The sequence below is a fragment of the Mycolicibacter hiberniae genome (assembly GCF_010729485.1).
Lineage (GTDB): Bacteria > Actinomycetota > Actinomycetes > Mycobacteriales > Mycobacteriaceae > Mycobacterium > Mycobacterium hiberniae.
The window spans coordinates 1,286,790-1,305,592 of sequence record NZ_AP022609.1; the positions used below are offsets into that span (position 1 = coordinate 1,286,790).

The 18,803-nt window shown below is 69.7% G+C and carries 22 protein-coding genes and 1 tRNA gene; 16 read left to right on the plus strand and 7 right to left on the minus strand.

Annotation, left to right across the window (positions count from 1 at the left end; translation table 11 throughout):
- Window positions 1-31 precede the first annotated feature (31 nt).
- The 6 genes from ftsZ to G6N14_RS06015 all read left to right on the plus strand — a co-directional run bounded on the left by ftsZ (window position 32) and on the right by G6N14_RS06015 (window position 4,757).
- Window positions 32-1,195: a cell division protein FtsZ gene (gene ftsZ, locus G6N14_RS05990; RefSeq protein ID WP_085135665.1), complete on the plus strand. Its 1,164-nt coding sequence runs from the start codon at window positions 32-34 to the stop codon at window positions 1,193-1,195.
- Window positions 1,196-1,240: 45 nt separating this feature from the next.
- Window positions 1,241-1,948, plus strand: coding sequence for a peptidoglycan editing factor PgeF (gene pgeF / locus G6N14_RS05995; protein ID WP_085135664.1), 708 nt, complete (start codon window positions 1,241-1,243; stop codon window positions 1,946-1,948).
- Between the two features lie 155 nt (window positions 1,949-2,103).
- Entirely contained in the window at window positions 2,104-2,763 is a 660-nt protein-coding gene (locus G6N14_RS06000) for a cell division protein SepF (RefSeq protein WP_085135663.1), read from the plus strand.
- Between the two features lie 70 nt (window positions 2,764-2,833).
- On the plus strand, window positions 2,834-3,124 hold the full coding sequence (locus G6N14_RS06005) for a YggT family protein (RefSeq protein WP_046321695.1): 291 nt from the start codon (window positions 2,834-2,836) through the stop codon (window positions 3,122-3,124).
- A 385-nt stretch (window positions 3,125-3,509) separates the two neighbouring features.
- The gene (wag31, locus tag G6N14_RS06010) at window positions 3,510-4,316 is read left to right on the plus strand and encodes a DivIVA-like cell division protein Wag31 (RefSeq protein ID WP_085135662.1); all 807 of its coding nucleotides are present in this window, start codon (window positions 3,510-3,512) and stop codon (window positions 4,314-4,316) included.
- A gap of 69 nt (window positions 4,317-4,385) precedes the next feature.
- Window positions 4,386-4,757, plus strand: coding sequence for a hypothetical protein (locus G6N14_RS06015; protein WP_085135661.1), 372 nt, complete (start codon window positions 4,386-4,388; stop codon window positions 4,755-4,757).
- On the opposite strand, the gene G6N14_RS06020 is transcribed toward G6N14_RS06015, so the two are convergent.
- From G6N14_RS06020 to G6N14_RS06030, 3 genes are all read right to left on the minus strand, one after another.
- On the minus strand, window positions 4,754-5,449 hold the full coding sequence (locus G6N14_RS06020; RefSeq protein WP_085135660.1) for a phosphoribosyltransferase: 696 nt from the start codon (window positions 5,447-5,449) through the stop codon (window positions 4,754-4,756). The two genes, G6N14_RS06015 and G6N14_RS06020, sit on opposite strands and share 4 nt — an antisense overlap.
- A 13-nt stretch (window positions 5,450-5,462) precedes the next feature.
- Entirely contained in the window at window positions 5,463-6,440 is a 978-nt protein-coding gene (locus G6N14_RS06025; RefSeq protein ID WP_085135659.1) for a carbon-nitrogen hydrolase family protein, read from the minus strand.
- Window positions 6,441-6,583: 143 nt separating this feature from the next.
- Window positions 6,584-6,669 (minus strand) — tRNA-Leu (locus tag G6N14_RS06030).
- 119 nt (window positions 6,670-6,788) lie between these two features.
- Between G6N14_RS06030 and G6N14_RS06035 the strand changes: the two genes are divergently transcribed.
- Both G6N14_RS06035 and G6N14_RS06040 read left to right on the plus strand, forming a co-directional pair.
- A complete protein-coding gene (locus tag G6N14_RS06035) occupies window positions 6,789-8,135 on the plus strand; it encodes a M20/M25/M40 family metallo-hydrolase (RefSeq protein ID WP_109559798.1) in 1,347 nt (448 codons plus the stop codon).
- 20 nt (window positions 8,136-8,155) lie between these two features.
- Complete coding sequence (locus G6N14_RS06040; protein ID WP_085135657.1) at window positions 8,156-8,686, plus strand: YbhB/YbcL family Raf kinase inhibitor-like protein; 531 nt, start codon at window positions 8,156-8,158, stop codon at window positions 8,684-8,686.
- 102 nt (window positions 8,687-8,788) lie between these two features.
- On the opposite strand, the gene G6N14_RS06045 is transcribed toward G6N14_RS06040, so the two are convergent.
- Genes G6N14_RS06045 through G6N14_RS06055 form a run of 3 tightly spaced genes read right to left on the minus strand, consistent with a single transcriptional unit; the run spans window position 8,789 to window position 11,164 of the window.
- The gene (locus G6N14_RS06045; RefSeq protein WP_085135656.1) at window positions 8,789-9,856 is read right to left on the minus strand and encodes a quinone-dependent dihydroorotate dehydrogenase; all 1,068 of its coding nucleotides are present in this window, start codon (window positions 9,854-9,856) and stop codon (window positions 8,789-8,791) included.
- A 4-nt stretch (window positions 9,857-9,860) separates the two neighbouring features.
- Window positions 9,861-10,127, minus strand: coding sequence for a DUF5703 family protein (locus G6N14_RS06050; RefSeq protein WP_085135655.1), 267 nt, complete (start codon window positions 10,125-10,127; stop codon window positions 9,861-9,863).
- Window positions 10,124-11,164: a YncE family protein gene (locus G6N14_RS06055; RefSeq protein WP_179960809.1), complete on the minus strand. Its 1,041-nt coding sequence runs from the start codon at window positions 11,162-11,164 to the stop codon at window positions 10,124-10,126. The genes G6N14_RS06050 and G6N14_RS06055 overlap by 4 nt, the downstream gene beginning before the upstream one ends.
- Window positions 11,165-11,288: 124 nt before the next feature.
- On the opposite strand from G6N14_RS06055, the gene G6N14_RS06060 reads away from it, so the two are divergent.
- From G6N14_RS06060 to G6N14_RS06095, 8 genes are all read left to right on the plus strand, one after another.
- A complete protein-coding gene (locus tag G6N14_RS06060; RefSeq protein ID WP_085135654.1) occupies window positions 11,289-11,582 on the plus strand; it encodes a hypothetical protein in 294 nt (97 codons plus the stop codon).
- Between the two features lie 60 nt (window positions 11,583-11,642).
- Complete coding sequence (locus G6N14_RS06065; RefSeq protein WP_085135690.1) at window positions 11,643-12,497, plus strand: undecaprenyl-diphosphate phosphatase; 855 nt, start codon at window positions 11,643-11,645, stop codon at window positions 12,495-12,497.
- Window positions 12,494-13,180, plus strand: coding sequence for a histidine phosphatase family protein (locus G6N14_RS06070; protein ID WP_085135653.1), 687 nt, complete (start codon window positions 12,494-12,496; stop codon window positions 13,178-13,180). Before G6N14_RS06065 ends, G6N14_RS06070 begins: the two co-directional genes overlap by 4 nt.
- A 51-nt stretch (window positions 13,181-13,231) precedes the next feature.
- A complete protein-coding gene (locus G6N14_RS06075) occupies window positions 13,232-13,825 on the plus strand; it encodes an Rv2134c family protein (RefSeq protein WP_085135652.1) in 594 nt (197 codons plus the stop codon).
- Entirely contained in the window at window positions 13,809-14,630 is an 822-nt protein-coding gene (locus tag G6N14_RS06080) for an Rv2133c family protein (protein WP_085135651.1), read from the plus strand. The genes G6N14_RS06075 and G6N14_RS06080 overlap by 17 nt, the downstream gene beginning before the upstream one ends.
- 70 nt (window positions 14,631-14,700) lie before the next feature.
- On the plus strand, window positions 14,701-15,486 hold the full coding sequence (locus G6N14_RS06085; protein WP_085135650.1) for a 3'(2'),5'-bisphosphate nucleotidase CysQ: 786 nt from the start codon (window positions 14,701-14,703) through the stop codon (window positions 15,484-15,486).
- Between the two features lie 57 nt (window positions 15,487-15,543).
- Entirely contained in the window at window positions 15,544-16,779 is a 1,236-nt protein-coding gene (mshC, locus tag G6N14_RS06090; protein WP_085135649.1) for a cysteine--1-D-myo-inosityl 2-amino-2-deoxy-alpha-D-glucopyranoside ligase, read from the plus strand.
- Window positions 16,780-16,818: 39 nt separating this feature from the next.
- On the plus strand, window positions 16,819-17,694 hold the full coding sequence (locus tag G6N14_RS06095) for an SDR family oxidoreductase (RefSeq protein WP_085135648.1): 876 nt from the start codon (window positions 16,819-16,821) through the stop codon (window positions 17,692-17,694).
- Between the two features lie 2 nt (window positions 17,695-17,696).
- On the opposite strand, the gene G6N14_RS06100 is transcribed toward G6N14_RS06095, so the two are convergent.
- Complete coding sequence (locus G6N14_RS06100; RefSeq protein ID WP_085135647.1) at window positions 17,697-18,560, minus strand: PAC2 family protein; 864 nt, start codon at window positions 18,558-18,560, stop codon at window positions 17,697-17,699.
- Window positions 18,561-18,803: the final 243 nt, after the last annotated feature.

Consider the following 18,803-nt stretch of genomic DNA (forward strand, 5'->3'; position numbering starts at 1 on the left):
AATCCAATCCCACCAGGGAGGAAGACGAACGATGACCCCACCGCACAACTATCTGGCCGTCATCAAAGTCGTGGGTATCGGTGGTGGCGGCGTCAACGCCGTCAACCGGATGATCGAGCAGGGCCTCAAGGGCGTTGAGTTCATCGCGATCAACACCGACGCACAGGCATTGTTGATGAGCGACGCCGACGTCAAGCTTGACGTCGGTCGTGAATCCACCCGCGGCCTCGGCGCCGGTGCCGACCCCGAAGTGGGTCGCCGCGCCGCCGAAGACGCCAAGGACGAGATCGAGGAACTGCTGCGCGGCGCCGACATGGTGTTCGTCACCGCCGGCGAAGGCGGCGGCACGGGCACCGGCGGCGCACCGGTGGTGGCCACCATCGCCCGCAAGCTCGGCGCGCTGACCGTCGGTGTGGTCACCCGCCCGTTCTCGTTCGAGGGCAAGCGGCGTGGCAATCAGGCGGAACTGGGCATCGCTGCCCTGCGCGAGAGCTGCGACACCCTGATCGTGATCCCCAACGACCGCCTGCTGCAGATGGGCGACGCCCAGGTCTCGCTGATGGACGCGTTCCGCAGCGCCGACGAGGTGCTGCTCAACGGTGTCCAGGGCATCACCGACCTGATCACCACGCCCGGTCTGATCAACGTGGACTTCGCCGATGTCAAGGGCATCATGAGCGGGGCGGGCACCGCCCTGATGGGCATCGGTTCGGCCCGCGGCGACGGCCGTGCGCTCAAGGCCGCCGAGATCGCGATCAACTCGCCGCTGCTGGAAGCCTCGATGGAGGGCGCCCAGGGCGTGCTGATGTCGGTTGCCGGCGGCAGCGACTTGGGATTGTTCGAGATCAACGAGGCGGCGTCGCTGGTGCAGGACGCCGCGCATCCCGAGGCCAACATCATCTTCGGCACCGTGATCGACGACTCGCTCGGCGACGAGGTGCGGGTGACGGTGATCGCGGCAGGCTTCGACTCGGCGGGCTCCGGCCGCAAGCCGGTGACCGGCAACCCCGGTCAGGCCCGGCACGCGATGGCGCCGGGGCAGGCCGGCAAGGTCACCTCGTCGTTGTTCGACCCGGTGGACGCCGTCAGCGTGCCTGCCCCCACCAACGGGGCCACGGTCAGCGTCGGCGGACGCAACGGTGATGACGGATGCGACGACGACGACGTCGACGTCCCGCCGTTCATGCGGCACTGAGTCGATGACCGCTCGTCCGCCGCACTCGCGGGGTACTTCCCGGACATGAGTTTTCGTGTCCGCCGGGTGACGACCACTCGCTCCGGCGGTGTGTCGGGGGCCCCGTTCGACAGCTTCAACTTGGGCGATCACGTCGGCGACGACCCGGCGGCGGTGGCCAGAAACCGGGCGCGGCTGGCCAAGGCCACGGGTTTGGGCCCGGATCGGCTGGTGTGGATGAACCAGGTTCACGGCGATCATGTGGTGCGCGTTGACGGGCCACGCGCGACTCCGGTCGAGGCGACCGATGCGTTGGTCACCACCGTGCCGCGCCTGGCGATGGTGGTGGTGACCGCCGACTGTGTCCCGGTGCTGCTGGCCGATACGCGTGCGGGGGTGGTGGCTGCGGTGCACGCCGGCCGGGTCGGCGCGCAGCGCGGCGTGGTGGTTCGCGCGGTGGAGGAGATGCTGGCGGCCGGCGCGAGTGCCGGCGACATCTCGGTTTTGCTGGGGCCCGCGGTCAGTGGCTTGCACTATGAGGTGCCCGCGCAGATGGCCGATGAGGTCGAACAAGCGTTGCCGGGCAGTCGAACGGTCACCTCGGCGGGCACTGTCGGGCTGGACTTGCGGGCTGGAATCGCTCGTCAGCTACGGGGATTGGGCATCGAGGCCATCGACGCCGATCCGCGCTGCACGGCCGCGGACCCCAAGCTGTTCAGTCACCGCCGCGACGGTCTCACCGGTCGGCTGGCGTCGTTGGTGTGGTTGGAATGAGTCCGCGCTAGATGTCGCTGGAGGGGGCGGGTGAAACCGGTGGGAACTGTCCGCGTGTCGGTACAGCGCCAACGCGCTCGCTGCCGTTACCGTCACCGTTATTAGTCACTTCAGTCACACCTTCATCACAGTCATCAGCCTAGAAGGGTCCAGGGATGAGCACACTCCACAAGGTCAAGGCCTACTTCGGGATGGCTCCGATGGAGGACTATGACGACGACTACTACGACGACGGTGACCACCGCACCGGTGCGCGTGACTACACGCCGCGGGGGGAGCGGTTCGGCGAGGACGTTTTCGACCGGGTCGCCGGGCGTTCGGAGACCCGCTACGACGACCGTTTCGAGGACCGTGACTACGACGACGCCCCCGCCGGCTACCGGGGCGGGTACGACGACGAGCCGCGCTACCGCGGGCGTGAATTCGACCGCCCCCGTGACTTCGAGCGCCGGTTTGCCTCGTTGCGTGGCTCGACCCGCGGCGCCCTGGCCATGGAGCCGCGCCGGATGGCCCAGGTGTTCGACGAGAGCAGCCCGCTGTCCAAGATCACCACGCTGCGGCCCAAGGACTACAGCGAAGCCCGCACCATCGGCGAGCGCTTCCGCGACGGCACCCCGGTCATCATGGACCTGGTGTCGATGGACAACGCCGACGCCAAGCGGTTGGTCGACTTCGCAGCAGGGCTGGCCTTCGCCCTGCGCGGCTCCTTCGACAAGGTGGCGACCAAGGTGTTTCTGCTGTCGCCGGCCGATGTCGACGTAACGCCGGAGGAGCGTCGCCGCATCGCCGAGACCGGCTACTACGCGTATCGGTAGGCTGGAACGGCAGTCGAGCCGGTCAGCAATGCTGATGCGGGCCCACCCTCGTCAGTAAGGTCGCATTCCGTTGGCGCTGTTCTTCACGATTCTCGGTATCGCGCTATTTGTATTCTGGCTGTTGCTGATCGCCCGAATCGTCATCGAGTTCATCCGCTCGTTCAGCCGTGATTGGCACCCGCGGGGAACCACGGTGGTGATTCTGGAGCTGATCATGAGCATCACCGATCCACCGGTGAAGCTGCTGCGACGCCTCATTCCGCAGCTGACCATCGGGGCGGTGCGTATCGACCTGTCGATCATGGTGCTGCTGCTGATCACCTTCGTCGGCATGGAGCTGGCCCTGCAGCACGCCGCCTGACCGGGGCGGTATCGCGCATCGGCGCTCGACACGCCGAGGCCGCCCGGTAGCGAAAAAGATCACATTCACCCGCACCGGGCCCTTGTGCGGTGCGTGGCCGTCGGCGGTGGTCGGCCGCTCTGGCGCTGTTCGCCCCCGCTGTGATCAGCCGGGGCGCGCGGTCCCAGAGCCAGGCGGCCGGATCGCCGCTCGCCGATCGGTGGCGCTTTGCTGCCGTGCGGTATCTCGGTCCGCAATTTGAAATTCGCTCTTAATATCATTCACATTGCCGAGCGCAGCGGCAGATGTGACAGGATGGACGGCAGTTACACACGGCGAGCGTTTCCCGGTCGACCCAACCATGCCCGATCGGCGCTACCTACTACCTGACTCGAGGGGGCAGACGATGCCACTAACACCGGCCGACGTACATAACGTCGCGTTCAGCAAACCGCCTATCGGCAAGCGTGGGTACAACGAGGACGAGGTCGACGCCTTCCTCGACCTGGTGGAGGCCGAACTGACCCGGCTCATCGAGGAGAACGCCGACCTGCGTCAGCGGGTCAGCGAGCTCGACCAGGACCTGGCCGCGGCCCGTGCCGGTGGTGGCGCGCAGCCGGTTCCCTCGATCCCCGCCTACGAGCCCGCTCCCGAGCCGGTGGCACCGCCCCAGCCGGTGGTCGCCGCGCCGGCGGCTGCCGAGACCGCCCCCGAAGAGTCGCACCTCAAGGCAGCGCGCGTGCTCAGCCTGGCCCAGGACACCGCGGACCGGTTGACCAACACCGCCCGGGCCGAGTCGGAGAAGCTGATGGCCGACGCCCGCGCCAACGCCGACCAGATCCTCAGCGAGGCCCGCCAGACCGCCGAGACCACGGTCGCCGAGGCCCGTCAGCGCGCGGACGCGCTGCTGGCGGACGCCCAGACGCGGTCGGAGACCCAGCTGCGCCAGGCACAGGAGAAGGCCGACGCGCTGCAGGCCGACGCCGAGCGTAAGCACTCCGAGATCATGGGCACCATCAACCAGCAGCGCACCGTGCTGGAGGGTCGCCTCGAGCAGCTGCGCACCTTCGAGCGCGAGTACCGCACCCGACTCAAGACCTATCTGGAATCTCAGCTCGAGGAGCTGGGCCAGCGCGGATCGGCGGCTCCGGTCGACAGCAGTGCCTCCGGTGACGGCGGCGGCTTCAACAACTTCAGTCGCGGCGCCAACTGACCGTCGACCCGAGGTGGCCGCGCCCGCGGCGGATTCGAGTAGTTCGCCCGTCGGACTGGAGGTGATTCGATGCTGGTCATCGCGTTGGTATTGGCGGTAATCGGCCTTGCGGCATTGGTGTTCGCGGTCGTCACCAGCAACGCGCTGGTGGCGTGGGTCTGCATCGGTGCCAGCCTGCTGGGTGTGCTGCTGCTGATCGTGGATGCGCTGCGGGAGCGGCGCGCACACACCGCGACGAGTGCAGCGCCCACCGACGCCGACGATGCCGGGGAACCGGCCGACGACGGTGCAGACGAGGCTGCCGAGGGGGAGCGCCCCGAGGCGGCCGCCGAGTCAGACGTCGCCGAGTCAGACGCCCCCGAGTCATACGATGTGGCGGACTTCGACGCCGAGGCGACCGATGAGTCCGCCGAGGATCCGGCCCCGCATCGCGCGGACTAACCCGCCGTTCGGGTAGTCGGCGCGGCCAGCAGGTCGCGGACCTCGTCGTCGCTGACCTGGTGAAAGTCGCGATAGGCCTGGCCCACCGCGTCGAAATCCTCCGGTGTGCTCACGCACACCACATCGTCGGCCTCTTGGGCGACCTTTCGGCACGCCGCCCGGGCAGCCACCGGCACGCCCACCACGATCGACGCCGGTTCGGCAGCCTGTATCGCCCGCACCGCCGCCAGCACACTGGCGCCGGTTGCGATGCCGTCGTCGACCACGATCACCACCCGGCCCCGAAGCTTCGCCGGTGGGCGGTTGCCGCGGTAGGCGCGTTCGCGCCGCTGCAGTTCGGTCCGCTCGCGCTCGATCACCGCCTGCAGCACCTCCTCACTGATGCCAAGGCTGCGAATCACCCGGTCGTTGATCACCACCCGCCCGCCGGCCAGGGCGCCCATCGCCAGTTCGGGCTGCTGGGGCACACCGAGCTTGCGGACCACGAACACGTCCAGCGGCGCCCCCAGCGCGGCGGCGACCTCCCAGGCCACCGGTACACCGCCGCGGGCCAGTCCCAGCACCACCAGTGCCCCCGGCGCGCGGTCGTTCAGATCACCCGACAGCAGCTCGGCCAGCGCGCGCCCGGCGTCATGGCGGTCGGCGAAGGTGCACGGTGCCGGCCGGCGGCTGAACGCACGCGGACGAGTCATCTCCCCATCGAGCCTACGACTTCCGCCCGGCGATCGCGTCGTCGAAGCCCACCGGTTCGGGCGCGGCGGTCGGCGCCGAGACGACCGCGGTCCGGGCACTGCGGTCCACGGTCAGGGTGAAGACGTCTGGTCGCGCATAGTGGCCGGTGACGTCGAGGTCGTATTTGCCGCGGATCTGATCGTCGAGGTCGAGGTCGGCCACCAGCAGGGTTTCCGCCCCGTAGACCGGTCCCGCGAGTACCTCGCCGAGCGGAGAGACGATGACGCTGCCGCCGCGAATCAGGTCCGTCGGCGCCTGCTGCGAGTCGTCGCGCGCGTAGTTCTCGGGCAGGTCGGCGGTGTTGAGGTACTGGCAGGCGCTGAGCACGAAGCACCGGCCCTCGTACGCGATGTGCCGCATGGTGGACTGCCAGATGTCGCGGTCGTCGACCGTCGGTGCGCACCACAGCTGTACGCCCTGCTGGTAGGTGGCGAGGCGGAACTGGGGCATGTAGTTCTCCCAGCAGATGGTCGCGGCGAACCGGCCGGCGGGACTGTCGAACACCTCGATCGTCGACCCGTCACCCTGACCCCAGATCAGCCGTTCGCTCGCCGTCGGCATCAGCTTGCGGTGCTTGCCCAGCAACTGTCCGTCGGCGCCGAAATAGACAGCGGTGCAATACAGGGTTCCGCCGTCGCGCTCGATCACCCCCACCACCATCGTGATTCTCGACTGGCGTGCGAGCTCACCGATCCGGTTCGTCTCCGGTCCGGGCACCGTCACCGCCGACGAGTGGTACCGCACGTACTCGTCTCGACCGGCCGGGGTGCGGGACCCGACGACCGCACCGAACGACAGCCCCTTCGGATACCCGCCCACGAATGCCTCCGGGAAAACCAGGAATTCCACCCCTGCCGCCTGCGCCCGCTCGACGAACTCCTGCAACTTGGCGAGCGTCCCCGCGGTGTCGAACAAGACCGACCCGACTTGCGCAACCCCGACTTTGGGCATGGTGTTCCTCCCGATCACGTGTCACACCGATCGTAGGAAGCGCCGCACGGGGCACCAACAGAAAAACCCCGGCAGGAGCCGGGGCGATCTGTAAAACGATGACGCGGGTTGAGGTCTGATTCATGACCCGACTTGTCACAGGGTGTCCGAGGGGGGACTTGAACCCCCACGCCCGTTAATAGGGCACTAGCACCTCAAGCTAGCGCGTCTGCCATTCCGCCACTCGGACTTACCCGGCTCGGCCGGGCAGCTAAGGCTAACGGATGGCCATCCTCGGACCCAAACCCAGCCCTGGCAACACCATCCGAAGGGCCGCGGAGGTGGCCGGAAGTGGTAGTAAAGGTAGCTGTGACCGAATTCCCGGATCCTGCCGGTGACGCCGTGGGCGAGGTGGTCGAACTCGTCAGCGCCCTCATTCGCTTCGACACCTCCAACACCGGCGAACTGGCCACCACCAAGGGCGAGGCGGACTGCGCCCGCTGGGTGGCCGCCCAGCTCGAGGAAGTGGGTTATAAGACCGAATACCTCGAATCGGGTGCGCCGGGGCGCGGCAACGTGTTCGCCCGCCTGGCGGGCAGTGACCCGTCCCGCGGGGCGCTGCTGATTCACGGCCACCTCGATGTGGTGCCGGCCGAGGCGAGCGACTGGAGTGTGCACCCGTTCTCCGGTGCGATCGAGGACGGCTATGTCTGGGGCCGCGGCGCGGTCGACATGAAGGACATGGTCGGGATGATGATCGCGGTGGCCCGCCACCTGGCCCGGTCCGGTATCACCCCGCCGCGGGATCTGGTGTTCGCTTTCGTCGCCGACGAGGAGGCCGGCGGCAAGTACGGCGCGCATTGGCTCGTCGAGCACCGTCCCGACCTGTTTGCCGGGGTCACCGAGGCGATCGGGGAGGTCGGGGGCTTCTCGCTGACGGTGCCGCGGCGCGACGGCGGCGAGCGTCGGCTCTACCTGATCGAGACCGCGGAGAAGGGCCTGTGCTGGATGCGGCTGCGGGCCCACGGCCGGGCCGGGCACGGGTCCATGATCAACGACGACAACGCCGTCACCGCGCTGGCCGAGGCGGTGGCCCGACTCGGCCGGCACCGCTTCCCGCTGGTGCTCACCGAGGCGGTGGAGCAGTTCCTGACCGCGGTGAGCGAGGAGACCGGACTGGTCATCGACGTCGACTCCCCGGACCTGGAGGGGATGATCGAGAAACTGGGGCCCATCGCCCGCATCGTCAACGCCACCCTGCGCGACACCGCGACACCGACCATGCTGCAGGCCGGCTACAAGGCCAACGTGATCCCGGCGACGGCCGAGGCGGTGCTGGACTGCCGGGTGCTGCCCGGGCGTCAGGCAGCGTTCGAGGCCGAGGTCGACGCCCTGATCGGTCCCGACGTGACCCGGGAATGGGTCGCCCTGCAGCCGCCCGTCGAGACGACCTTCGACGGCGACCTGGTCGAGGCGATGAACGCCGCGCTGCTGGCCTGCGATCCCGACGCCCGGGCGGTGCCCTACATGCTGTCCGGAGGAACGGACGCAAAAGCCTTCGCCAAGTTGGGTATTCGCTGCTTCGGGTTCGCGCCGCTGCGCCTTCCGCCCGAGCTTGACTTCGCCGCGCTGTTCCACGGGGTCGACGAGCGGGTTCCGGTCGACGCGCTGAAGTTCGGCACCCGAGTCCTGCACCACTTCCTGACACACTGTTGACCACAACGAGAGGACCACACATGAGCTCTGTCCACGACCCCTACGCCGCGCTGCCCAAGCTGCCGACCTTCACCCTCACCTCGACATCGCTCACCGACGGCGCGCAGCTTGCCAAGCCGCAGGTCAGCGGAATCATGGGCGCCGGCGGTGAAGACGCCAGCCCGCAGCTGAGCTGGTCGGGCTTCCCCGAGGAGACCCGCAGCTTCGCAGTCACCTGCTACGACCCGGAAGCTCCCACCGCCTCGGGATTCTGGCACTGGGCGGTGGCCAACCTGCCGGCCACCTGCACTGAGCTGCCCGAAGGCGTCGGTGACGGCAGCCTGCTGCCCGGGGATGCCCTGACGTTGGTCAACGACGCCGGGATGCGCCGCTACGTGGGTGCGGCACCGCCTCCTGGCCACGGCACGCACCGCTACTACTTCGCGGTACACGCCGTCGACGTCGAGAAGCTCGACCTCGCCGAGGACGCCAGCCCGGCCTACCTCGGCTTCAACCTGTTCATGCACGCCATCGCGCGCGCGGTGATCGTCGGCACCTACGAGCGCAACTAGCTGCGGCCCGCTGAGCAGACACAGAATCGCATGATCCCGCTTCGCGGGATGCGATTCTGTGTCTGCTCGCGCCCGGGGGCCAGGGCGCTAGGTGGCTAGTCGCTAAGTGGCCGCGGAGCCCACCGCCTCGGCCAGCGAGGCGTAGCCGCCGTCGCGGAGCCGCTGGGCCAGGCCGTCGTGAATGTTTCTGGCCCACAGGCCGCCGCCGTAGATGAAGCCTGTGTAGCCCTGCAGCAGCGCGGCACCGGCGGTGATGCGCTCCCACGCGTCGTCGGCGGTTTCGATCCCGCCGACGCTGATCAGCACCAGTCGGTCGCCCACCCGGGCGTGCAGCCGGCGCAGCACTTCCAGTGCCCGGCGGGCCACCGGAGGGCCGGAGATTCCGCCGGGCCCCAGCTCGGCGACTCCCGGGGTGCTCAGGCCGTCGCGGGACACCGTGGTGTTGGTGGCCACGATGCCGGCCAGGTCCAGCTCCACGCACAGGTCGGCGATGGCGTCGATGTCGGTGTCGGCCAGGTCCGGTGCGATCTTCACCAGCACCGGTTTGGTGGTCTCGGCGCGCACCGCCGTCAGGATGGGTCGCAGCGCGTCGATGGCCTGCAGGTCGCGCAGGCCGGGAGTGTTCGGCGAGCTGACGTTGACCACCAGGTAGGCGGCCAGCGGGGCCAGCAGCCGGGCGCTGGCGCGGTAATCCTCGACCGCGCCCTCGGGCGGCGTGACTTTGGTCTTGCCGATGTTGACCCCGATCGGCACATCGGGTTGATGGCCCGCCAGCTTCGCCGCCAGGGCGTGGGCGCCGTGGTTGTTGAAGCCCATCCGGTTCAGCAGCGCACGGTCTTTCGGCAGCCGGAACAGTCGCGGCGCAGGATTTCCCGGCTGCGGCGCCGCCGTCACGGTGCCCACTTCGGCATAACCGAAACCCAGTGCGCCCCAGGTCTTGAGCCCGATGCCGTCCTTGTCGAATCCGGCTGCCAGTCCGAGCGGTCCGGGGAAGTGCACCCCGAACACCGTGCTGGCCAGGATCGGGTCGTGCGGGGCGAGCCGGCGCCGCAGCGCCCGGCGAGTCGGTGCCGTTGCGGTGGCACCGCGTAACGCGCCGAACGCCAGGGTGTGCACCCGCTCCGGCGGCAGCAGGAACATTGCCCGGCGCAGCGCGCCGTAGAGACCCATGTGCCTACAGTCCCGGCTGGTCGACGCAGCGGCCGGCGCTGACCGGGTCGGTGGCTGACTTCTTGCGGCGTAACAGCACTCGCCTGCTCCCGTCGGTGTACAGCCGCACTCGAGTCAGCTCCCAACCTCGGTATTCGGCCTCGATGGACAATCGGGTGGACGCCCCGATCCGGCTGACCTCCGGGGGCAGTCGCAGCGGAATCCATTCGTAATCGTCGGACAGCCCGGTCTCCCACCCGGGCGGCAGTCGACGTGGGCGCAGCGCGGTCAACGTGGCCTCGTGGCGTGCTCGATGATCTGCACCCCGGCCCCCGAACCGGACACCACGTACAAGGTGTCCGCGGTGTCGTCCAGTGCCAGGGTGTTGGGTTGCTGCACAGTCGGATAACGAACCTTTTCCACGGGGATTCCGGTGGTCAGATCGTAGCCGACCACGGTGTTCGTCCCGGTCTGCGACACCCACGCGAAGCCGCCCGCCCCGGCCAGCCCGTAGGGGGCGTGCGGCACCGGGTAGTCCTGATGCAGCATCAGCGGATCGACGCCGTAGACCAGCAGGCGCCCGCCGCGGGTGTCGGCGGCCAGTACCGGGCCGTGCGCGGCGGCGGCCAGGGTGGTGGCGCCCTGGCCGGCGCGCAGCGCGAATTGGGGTTTGCCGTTGGAGCCGATGGTCGTCACCGAGGTCTGGCCACGGTCGAGCACCACCGCGATGTCTCCCTGGGTCACGATCTGGTCGACCCGGGCGAAGATCTTCGACCGCTCCGCGACCTGCGCCCCGTCGGACGCCAGGGTGTAGACGGTGCCGTCGGAGCTGCCCAGCACCATGACGCCGTCGCTGCGCCGGCCGATCGCGGTGAACTCGACGTCGGCGGCGTCGGCGACATCGACGCGCGTGGCGGTGCGGGCGGTCAGGTCCACGGTGTAGTAGCCGCCGCGGCCGGCCAGGTAGACCCGGCCTTGGCCGTCGCCGGCCAGCGAGCTCGCCGGCCCCGGCAGCGCCACCACGCCCGGTGGGCGGCCGGCATCGCCGACCAGGCTGACGGAGGCGCCGCCGTGGTCCTGCGATCCGGGGGACAGCACCGCCAGCAGCCCGGTCGCGGCATCGAACACCGCGCCGGTTGCCGGCTCGCCCAGGGGTTGCACGGTGCCCGCCGGGCGCACCGTGGCGGCCGGGGACACGGCGGGCTGCGCCGGCGCGATGGTGGGCGGCGGTGCGGTGATCGGATTGGACGAGCACGCCGTGAGCAGCAACAACGGCAGCAACAGGGCTCGAAGGGACCGGCGGGGCCGGCGGGGGGAGCACTTGGGCACGGGCAGCTCTTCCAGCTCGTCGCGGTGGGCGGGTTGGTGCGAACACCGATTCTAAGGAAGGCGGTGCGGTGCGGCCCGCCTGTCCGGCGCAACTATAAGTTCGCTTAGGTGTAACCTCGCGGCCATGACTGTGGCGCAAGACTGGCAGCCGACGTGTGCACAGTTCGGGATCGAGGAGATCTGGACGGGCGCGTTCGCCAGCGGTTTCGGCGAGGTCGGCGACGGGCGTAGCTTCTCGTTCCGCATTGAGCACTACAAGCTGGTGGTCGACGTCTATCGGCCCCGGTTGACCGGTCCCGTCCCGCACGCCGAGGACGTGGTGGCCACCGCCAGCCGGCAGCTGTTCGGGATCGATGTCGCCGACGAGCGCAGCCTGGGCGCCGCGGTGCGTGACGTGGTGTCCGGTCTGATTCGCTGACACCGGCCCGGTACCGTCATCCTCGTGTCTGAGGTGGTGGCGGTTGCCGAGGCGGCCGCGATGTCGTGGCCGCAGGTGGTGGTGCTGGCCATCGTGCAGGGCCTCACGGAGTTTCTGCCGATATCGTCCTCGGGGCACCTGGCGGTGGTGTCGCGGCTGTTCTTCGCCGGTGACGCCGGCGCCTCGTTCACCGCGGTCACCCAACTGGGCACCGAGGTCGCCGTGCTGGTCTACTTCGCCCGCGACATCGCGCGCATCGCCACGGCCTGGTTGTCCGGGGTGGCCTCCAAATTGGCCAAGACACCGTTGCCCGCCGACCGGGAGACCGACTACCGGCTGGGCTGGTACGTCATCATCGGCACCATCCCGATCTGCGTGCTGGGCGTGGTGTTCACCGACCAGATCCGGTCCGGGGTACGAAACCTGTGGGTGGTTGCCACCGCGCTGGTTGTGTTCTCGGCGGTGATCGCCGCGGCCGAATACCTCGGCCGCCAGGCCCGCCACGCCAAGGAACTGACCTGGCGGGACGCCGTGCTGGTGGGCTCGGCGCAGACCCTGGCGCTGGTGCCTGGGGTGTCGCGGTCCGGGGCCACCATCAGTGCCGGACTGTTCGCCGGCCTGGACCGGGAACTGGCCGCCCGGTTCGGGTTCCTGCTGGCGATTCCGGCGGTGTTCGCCTCGGGACTGTTCTCGCTGCCGGATGCGTTCCACCCCGGGGGCGCGGGCATGAGCGCCAGCGGACCGCAGCTGCTGATAGCCACCCTGATCGCCTTCGCGGTGGGCTGGGCCGCCATCTCCTGGTTCCTGAAATTCCTGGTGACGCACAGCATGTACTGGTTCGTCGGATACCGGGTCGTCGTCGGCACGACGATCCTGATCCTGCTGGCCACCGGAGTGTTGGCGGCCTCGCCATGACCGTGATCCTGCTGCGGCACGGCCGGTCCACCTCGAACACCTCCGGGGTGCTCGCGGGGCGCTCCGAGGGCGTCGACCTCGACGACCTGGGCCGGGAGCAGGCGGCGCAGCTCGTCGGCCGATTCGACGGCCTGCCGATCCAAGCGGTGGTGCGCTCGCCGCTGCTGCGGTGCCGCAGCACCGTCGAACCGCTGGCGGCTGCGCTCGGGCTCGAGCCGCTGGTCGACGACCGGCTCGCCGAGGTCGACTACGGAACCTGGACCGGGCGCAAGATCAGCGAGCTGGTGGCCGAGCCGCTGTGGCGGGTGGTTCAGGCCCAGCCCAGCGCGGCGATCTTCCCCGAGGGCGAAGGGCTGGCGCAGGTGCAGGCCCGGGCCGTCGCCGCGGTCCGCGACCACGACCGGCAGCTCGCTGAGCAGCGCGGCGCCGACGTGCTGTGGGTGGCGTGCACCCACGGCGACGTCATCAAGGCCGTCATCGCCGATGCGCTCGGCGTGCATCTCGACGGATTTCAGCGGATCACCGCCGACCCGGCATCGGCCAGCGTCATCCGTTACACCCCGTTGCGCCCATTCGTCATCCATCTCAACCACACCGGAGCCTCCTTGGCCGCGGCGGTACGCAGTTCCCCGGCCCCCTCCGGCCACGAGAGCGACGCCGTCGTCGGCGGCTCCACCACTTAGTCCAAGCCGGATACCGGCAGGCGCCGCAACTGCCGGTATTTTGGAGGTGCCATGTCCCGAGCAATCCACGTCTTCCGCACTCCCGACCGCTTCGTGGCCGGGACCGTCGGCCAGCCCGGAAACCGCACCTTCTACCTGCAGGCGGTTCACGACGACCGGGTGGTCTCGGTGGTGCTGGAAAAGCAGCAGGTCGCGGTCCTCGCCGAGCGGATCGGTGCGCTGCTGATCGAGGTCAACCGCCGATTCGGCACGCCGGTGCCGCCCGAGCCCACCGAAATCGACGACTTGAACCCGCTGGTCACACCGGTGGACGCCGAGTTCCGGGTGGGAACCATGGGGCTGGGCTGGGATTCCGAGGCGCAGACGGTGGTGGTGGAACTGCTCGCCGTCAGCGACGCCGAATTCGACGCCTCGGTGGTGCTCGACGACACCGACGAGGGGCCGGATGCGGTGCGGGTGTTCCTCACCCCGGAGTCCGCGCGCCAATTCGCCACGCGCTCCAACCGGGTCATCTCGGCGGGCCGCCCGCCGTGTCCGCTGTGCGACGAGCCGCTGGACCCGGCCGGCCATATGTGCGTGCGCACCAACGGCTATCGGCGGGGTGCTTTCGGGCCCGACGATGAGCCCGATGACTCCGAAATCTGACGACCGGGAGGCGTTGCACTCCGGGGAGCTGGAGATCCTGGGCCGTATCCGCTCGGCGAGCAACGCCACGTTCCTGTGTGAGGCGGCGCTGGGGGAGCACCGTGTGCACTGCGTCTACAAGCCGGTCGCCGGCGAACAGCCGCTCTGGGACTTCCCCGACGGCACCCTGGCCGGCCGGGAGCTGGCCGCACACCTGATCTCGGTAGCGTTGGGCTGGGATCTGGTGCCCTACACGATCATTCGCGACGGCCCCGCCGGACCGGGCATGGTGCAGCGCTGGGTGGATCAACCCGGAGACGCCGCCGAAGACGACGACGCGCCGCCGGCGCTGGTCGACGTGGTGCCGGCCGGCCCCGTCCCGGCCGGCTACCTGCCGGTGTTGCAGGCCTACGGCCCCGCCGGCGATCCGGTCACCCTGGTGCATGCCGACGACGCCCGCCTGCGCCGACTGGCCATCTTCGACGTGGTGATCAACAACGCCGACCGCAAGGGCGGCCACGTCCTGTGCGGCACCGACGGCCGCGTCTACGGGGTCGACCACGGTGTGAGCCTGCACACCGACGACAAGCTGCGGACCGTGCTGTGGGGTTGGGCGGGCAAGGTCCTGGCCGACCTCGACGACCAGGCGCTGCCGGACCTGGCGCGGCTGTTGGCGGCGTTGGACGGCCCGCTGGAGCGCGCGCTGCAACCCCACCTGACCTCCAATGAGATCGCGGCGCTGCGCCGACGCGTCGCCGACCTGCTGGACCATCCGGTGATGCCCTGCCCGAACCGTCACCGCCCCATACCCTGGCCGGCATTTTGACACTGCGGCCGCCGCCCTCGAGCCGTGGTCCGGAAATCCGTCGCGCCCGGCGTCGGGGATACTGCCAGACGTGACGCTGACCGACGCGGCGCTGGCCGCCGAACTGGCGGTCGACGCCGGAAAGCTCTTGCTGACAGTGCGGGACACGGTGGGCTTCGCCCAACCGTGGCACCTCGGCGACACCGGCGACGGCCGGGCCAACCAGCTGATCATCCGCAGACTGCGCGACGCGCGTCCCGGCGATGCGGTGCTCAGTGAGGAATCCCCGGACACCCTGGCCCGGCTGCGGGCCGACCGGGTCTGGATCATCGACCCCCTCGACGGCACCCGGGAGTTCACCACCCCGGGCCGAGACGACTGGGCGGTGCACATCGCGCTGTGGCAACGCGGGGGAGTCGACGGCTACGGCGCCATCACCGACGCCGCGGTGTCGCTGCCGGCCTACGACAACCGCAGCAACGTGGTCTTCCGCTCCGACACCGTCGCGGGCCCGGCCGCGCGCACCGAACCGGCGCAGACCATTCGGGTCGCCGTCAGCGCCTCCCGGATGCCCGGTCTGGTGCGGCTCCTGCGCGAGGTGCTGCCCGTCGAGCCGGTGCTGATGGGGTCGGCGGGCGCCAAGGCGATGGCCGTGGTGCGCGGCGACGTGGACGCCTACCTGCACGCCGGCGGGCAGTGGGAATGGGATTCGGCCGCCCCCGCCGGTGTGGTGCAGGCGGCGGGACTGCACGCCTCGCGCATCGACGGGTCGCCGTTGCGCTACAACCGGCCCGACCCCTACCTGCCCGACCTGCTCATGTGCCGGCCCGACGTCGCGCCCATCCTGCTGGATGCCATCCGGCGCACGGTGCTCTAGGGGCCCACCTCGCCTCCGGCGAGTCTCGCTGAACCGCCGGGCCTTACAGTCGTGGGCATGCAATCGTGGTCCGCGCCGGCCGTTCCAGTCCTGCCCGGGCGCGGCCCGGCGCTGCGTCTCTACGACACCGCCGACCGGCAGGTGCGACCGGTGTCGCCGGGCCCGACGGCCGGCATGTACGTCTGCGGCATCACCCCCTATGACGCCACGCACCTCGGTCATGCCGCCACGTACCTGGTGTTCGACCTCATCCACCGGCTCTGGCTCGACGCCGGCCATCGGGTCAACTACGTGCAGAACGTCACCGACGTCGACGACCCGTTGCTCGAGCGGGCCGAACGCGACGGGGTGCCGTGGGAGGCGCTGGCCGCCAGCCAGGTGGAGTTGTTCCGCACCGACATGACCGCGTTGCGGGTACTGCCGCCCCGCGACTACGTGGCGGCCACCGAGGCCATCGCCGAGGTGGTCGAGGTCGTCGAGAAGATGCTGGCCGCCGGATCGGCCTACGCCGTCGACGGCGAGTATCCCGACATCTACTTCCGCGCCGACGCCACCGAGCAGTTCGGCTACGAATCGGGGTTCGACCGCGCCGCCATGCTGGAACTGTTCGCCGAGCGCGGCGGCGACCCGGACCGGGCCGGCAAAGCCGATCCGCTCGACGCCCTGCTGTGGCGGGCCGCCCGGCCCGGCGAGCCCAGCTGGCCCGCCTCGTTCGGAGCCGGCCGGCCGGGCTGGCATGTGGAGTGCACGGCGATCGCGCTCAGCCGCATCGGCTCCGGAATCGATATTCAAGGCGGCGGATCCGACCTGGTCTTCCCGCACCACGAGTTCTCCGCGGCTCACGCCGAATCCCTCACCGGGGAACGGCGTTTCGCCCGGCACTACGTGCACGCCGGGATGATCGGCTGGGAGGGGCACAAGATGTCCAAGAGCCGCGGCAACCTGGTGCTGGTGTCCAAGTTGCGGGCCCAGGGCGTCGAGCCCGCCGCGATCCGGCTGGGTCTGCTGGCCGAGCACTACCGCAGCGACAGGTCCTGGGACGAGCAGACCCTTGCCGCGGCCGAGGCGCGGCTCGAGCGCTGGCGGGCGGCTACCAGCCTGCCCGCCGGGCCGGACGCCCAGGACGTGGTGGCACGGGTCCGCCGCTACCTGGCCGACGACCTCAACACCGGCGCCGCGCTGGCCGCGCTGGACGGCTGGACCACCGATGCGCTCGCGTACGGCGGGCACGACGGCGAGGCGCCGCGGCTGGTGGCCACCGCGGTCGATGCCCTACTGGGAGTATCGCTTTAAGGCTGCGACTTAGGCCCGCGACGGGAGTAGGTTGTGCGCATGCCTTCCATTCACTCTCAGGTCGTGTTCATCACCGGCGGCGCGCACGGTATCGGTGCCGAGGCGGCCCGCCGGCTGCACAACAAGGGCGCCAAGCTGGTCCTGACCGACCTGGACAAAGAAGCGCTGGACTCCTTCGCCGCTCAGCTCGGCGGGGACCGGGTGCTGACGGTCGTCGCCGATGTACGTGACCTCGACGCCATGCAGGCGGCCGCCGCCCAGGCTGTCGAGCGGTTCGGCCGGATCGACACCGTGGTGGCCAACGCGGGCATCGCCAGTTACGGGTCGGTGCTCGGTGTCGACCCCGCGGCGTTTCGCAGGGTCATCGACGTCAACCTGGTGGGGGTGTTCAACACCGTGCGTGCCACCCTGCCCGCCGTGATCGACCGCCGCGGGTACGTGCTGGTGGTGTCGTCCCTGGCGGCGTTCACCGCCGCGCCGGGAATGCTGCCCTATGACGCGTCCAAGGCCGGGGTGGAGCACCTGGCCAACGCGTTGCGCCTCGAGGTCGAACGCCTGGGGGTGACGGTCGGATCGGCCCACATGTCCTGGATCGACACCGCCCTGGTTCGCGACACCAAAAAGGACCTGTCGACCGCGGCCGAGATGCTGGCCAAGCTGCCCTGGCCGCTGAACAAGACCACGTCGGTGGACCAGTGTGCCGAGGCGTTCGTCGACGGGATCGAGCACCGCCGCGTCCGGGTCTACTGCCCGCGCTGGGTGGGGCTGTTCCGGTGGCTCAAGCCGCTGCTGTCCAGCCCGATCGGTGAGCGGCCGATCGCCAAGACCTCCGGCGACCTGATGGCCCGGATGGATGCCGAGGTGGCCGCCCTGGGCCGTTCCACCAGCGCCTACAACGAGGGCATCGAACAGTAGGCTCAGCGCCGCCGGCGCCGCAGATACTTCTCGAACTCGGCAGCCAGGGCGTCGCCGTCGACCTTGCTCAGCGTCTCGGTCATGTCGACCTCGGCGTCGCGCTCTTCCAGCGCGGTCACATAGTCGGCGATCTCGTCGTCCTCGCTGGCCATCTCGCTGACCGCCCGTTCCCACTCCTCGGCCTGCGCCGGCAGGTCGCCCAACGGAACCTCCACGTCCAGGGCGTCCTCCACCCGTCGTAGCAGGGCGACGGTGGCTTTGGGGTTGGGCGGCTGTGACACGTAGTGCGGCACCGCCGCCCAGAAGGTGACCGCGGGAATCCCGGCGGCCACGCAGGCGTCCTGGAACACCCCGGTGATGCCGGTCGGCCCCTCGTAGCGGGTCTCGGTCAGCCCGAACCGGGCGGCCGACTCCGCCGAATACGCCGCCCCGGACACCGGCACCGGGCGGGTGTGCGGTGTGTCGGCCAGCAACGCCCCCAGGATCACCACGGTGTCCACGTCGAGGTGGTCGATGATCCCGAGCAGCTCCGCGCAGAACGACCGCCAGCGCATGTTGGGCTCGACGCCGTGCATCAGCACGATGTCGCGGTCGCTGCCCGGCGGCCGGCAGTGCGAGATCCGCATCGAGGGCCACACCAGCTCGCGGGTGACGCCGTCGAGTTGGCGGATCACCGGTCGATTCACCTGGTAGTCGTAGTAGTCCTCGTCGTCGATTTCGACGATCAGCCGCGCGCCCCAGATCTCCTGGAGATGCTGGACGGCGTCGCTGGCGGCGTCGCCGGCGTCATTCCAGCCCTCGAACGCCGCCACCACGATGGTGTCGTGCAGTTCGGGAAGAACGGTGCCGTCATCCGGTCGGGTCACGGAATCAGCCTACGACGTGCGCTTGGCACAAGGCTTGTACTCCTACCGGCCGCGTCGGCGCCTTGGTCGGACCCTTTGTCCCGGCGCCCGGATGACGACGTAGACTTTCGGGCGTCGAGAGGCGTTGCAACGGTTCGCCGGTTATCTGCCGGTGGCCGCCACGCTCGGCAGAGTTAAGGACGCCTTCCGCCAAGGAAGGAGCCCGCGTGACTGCCTTTGAGCCCAACATCCGGCCTGACTGCA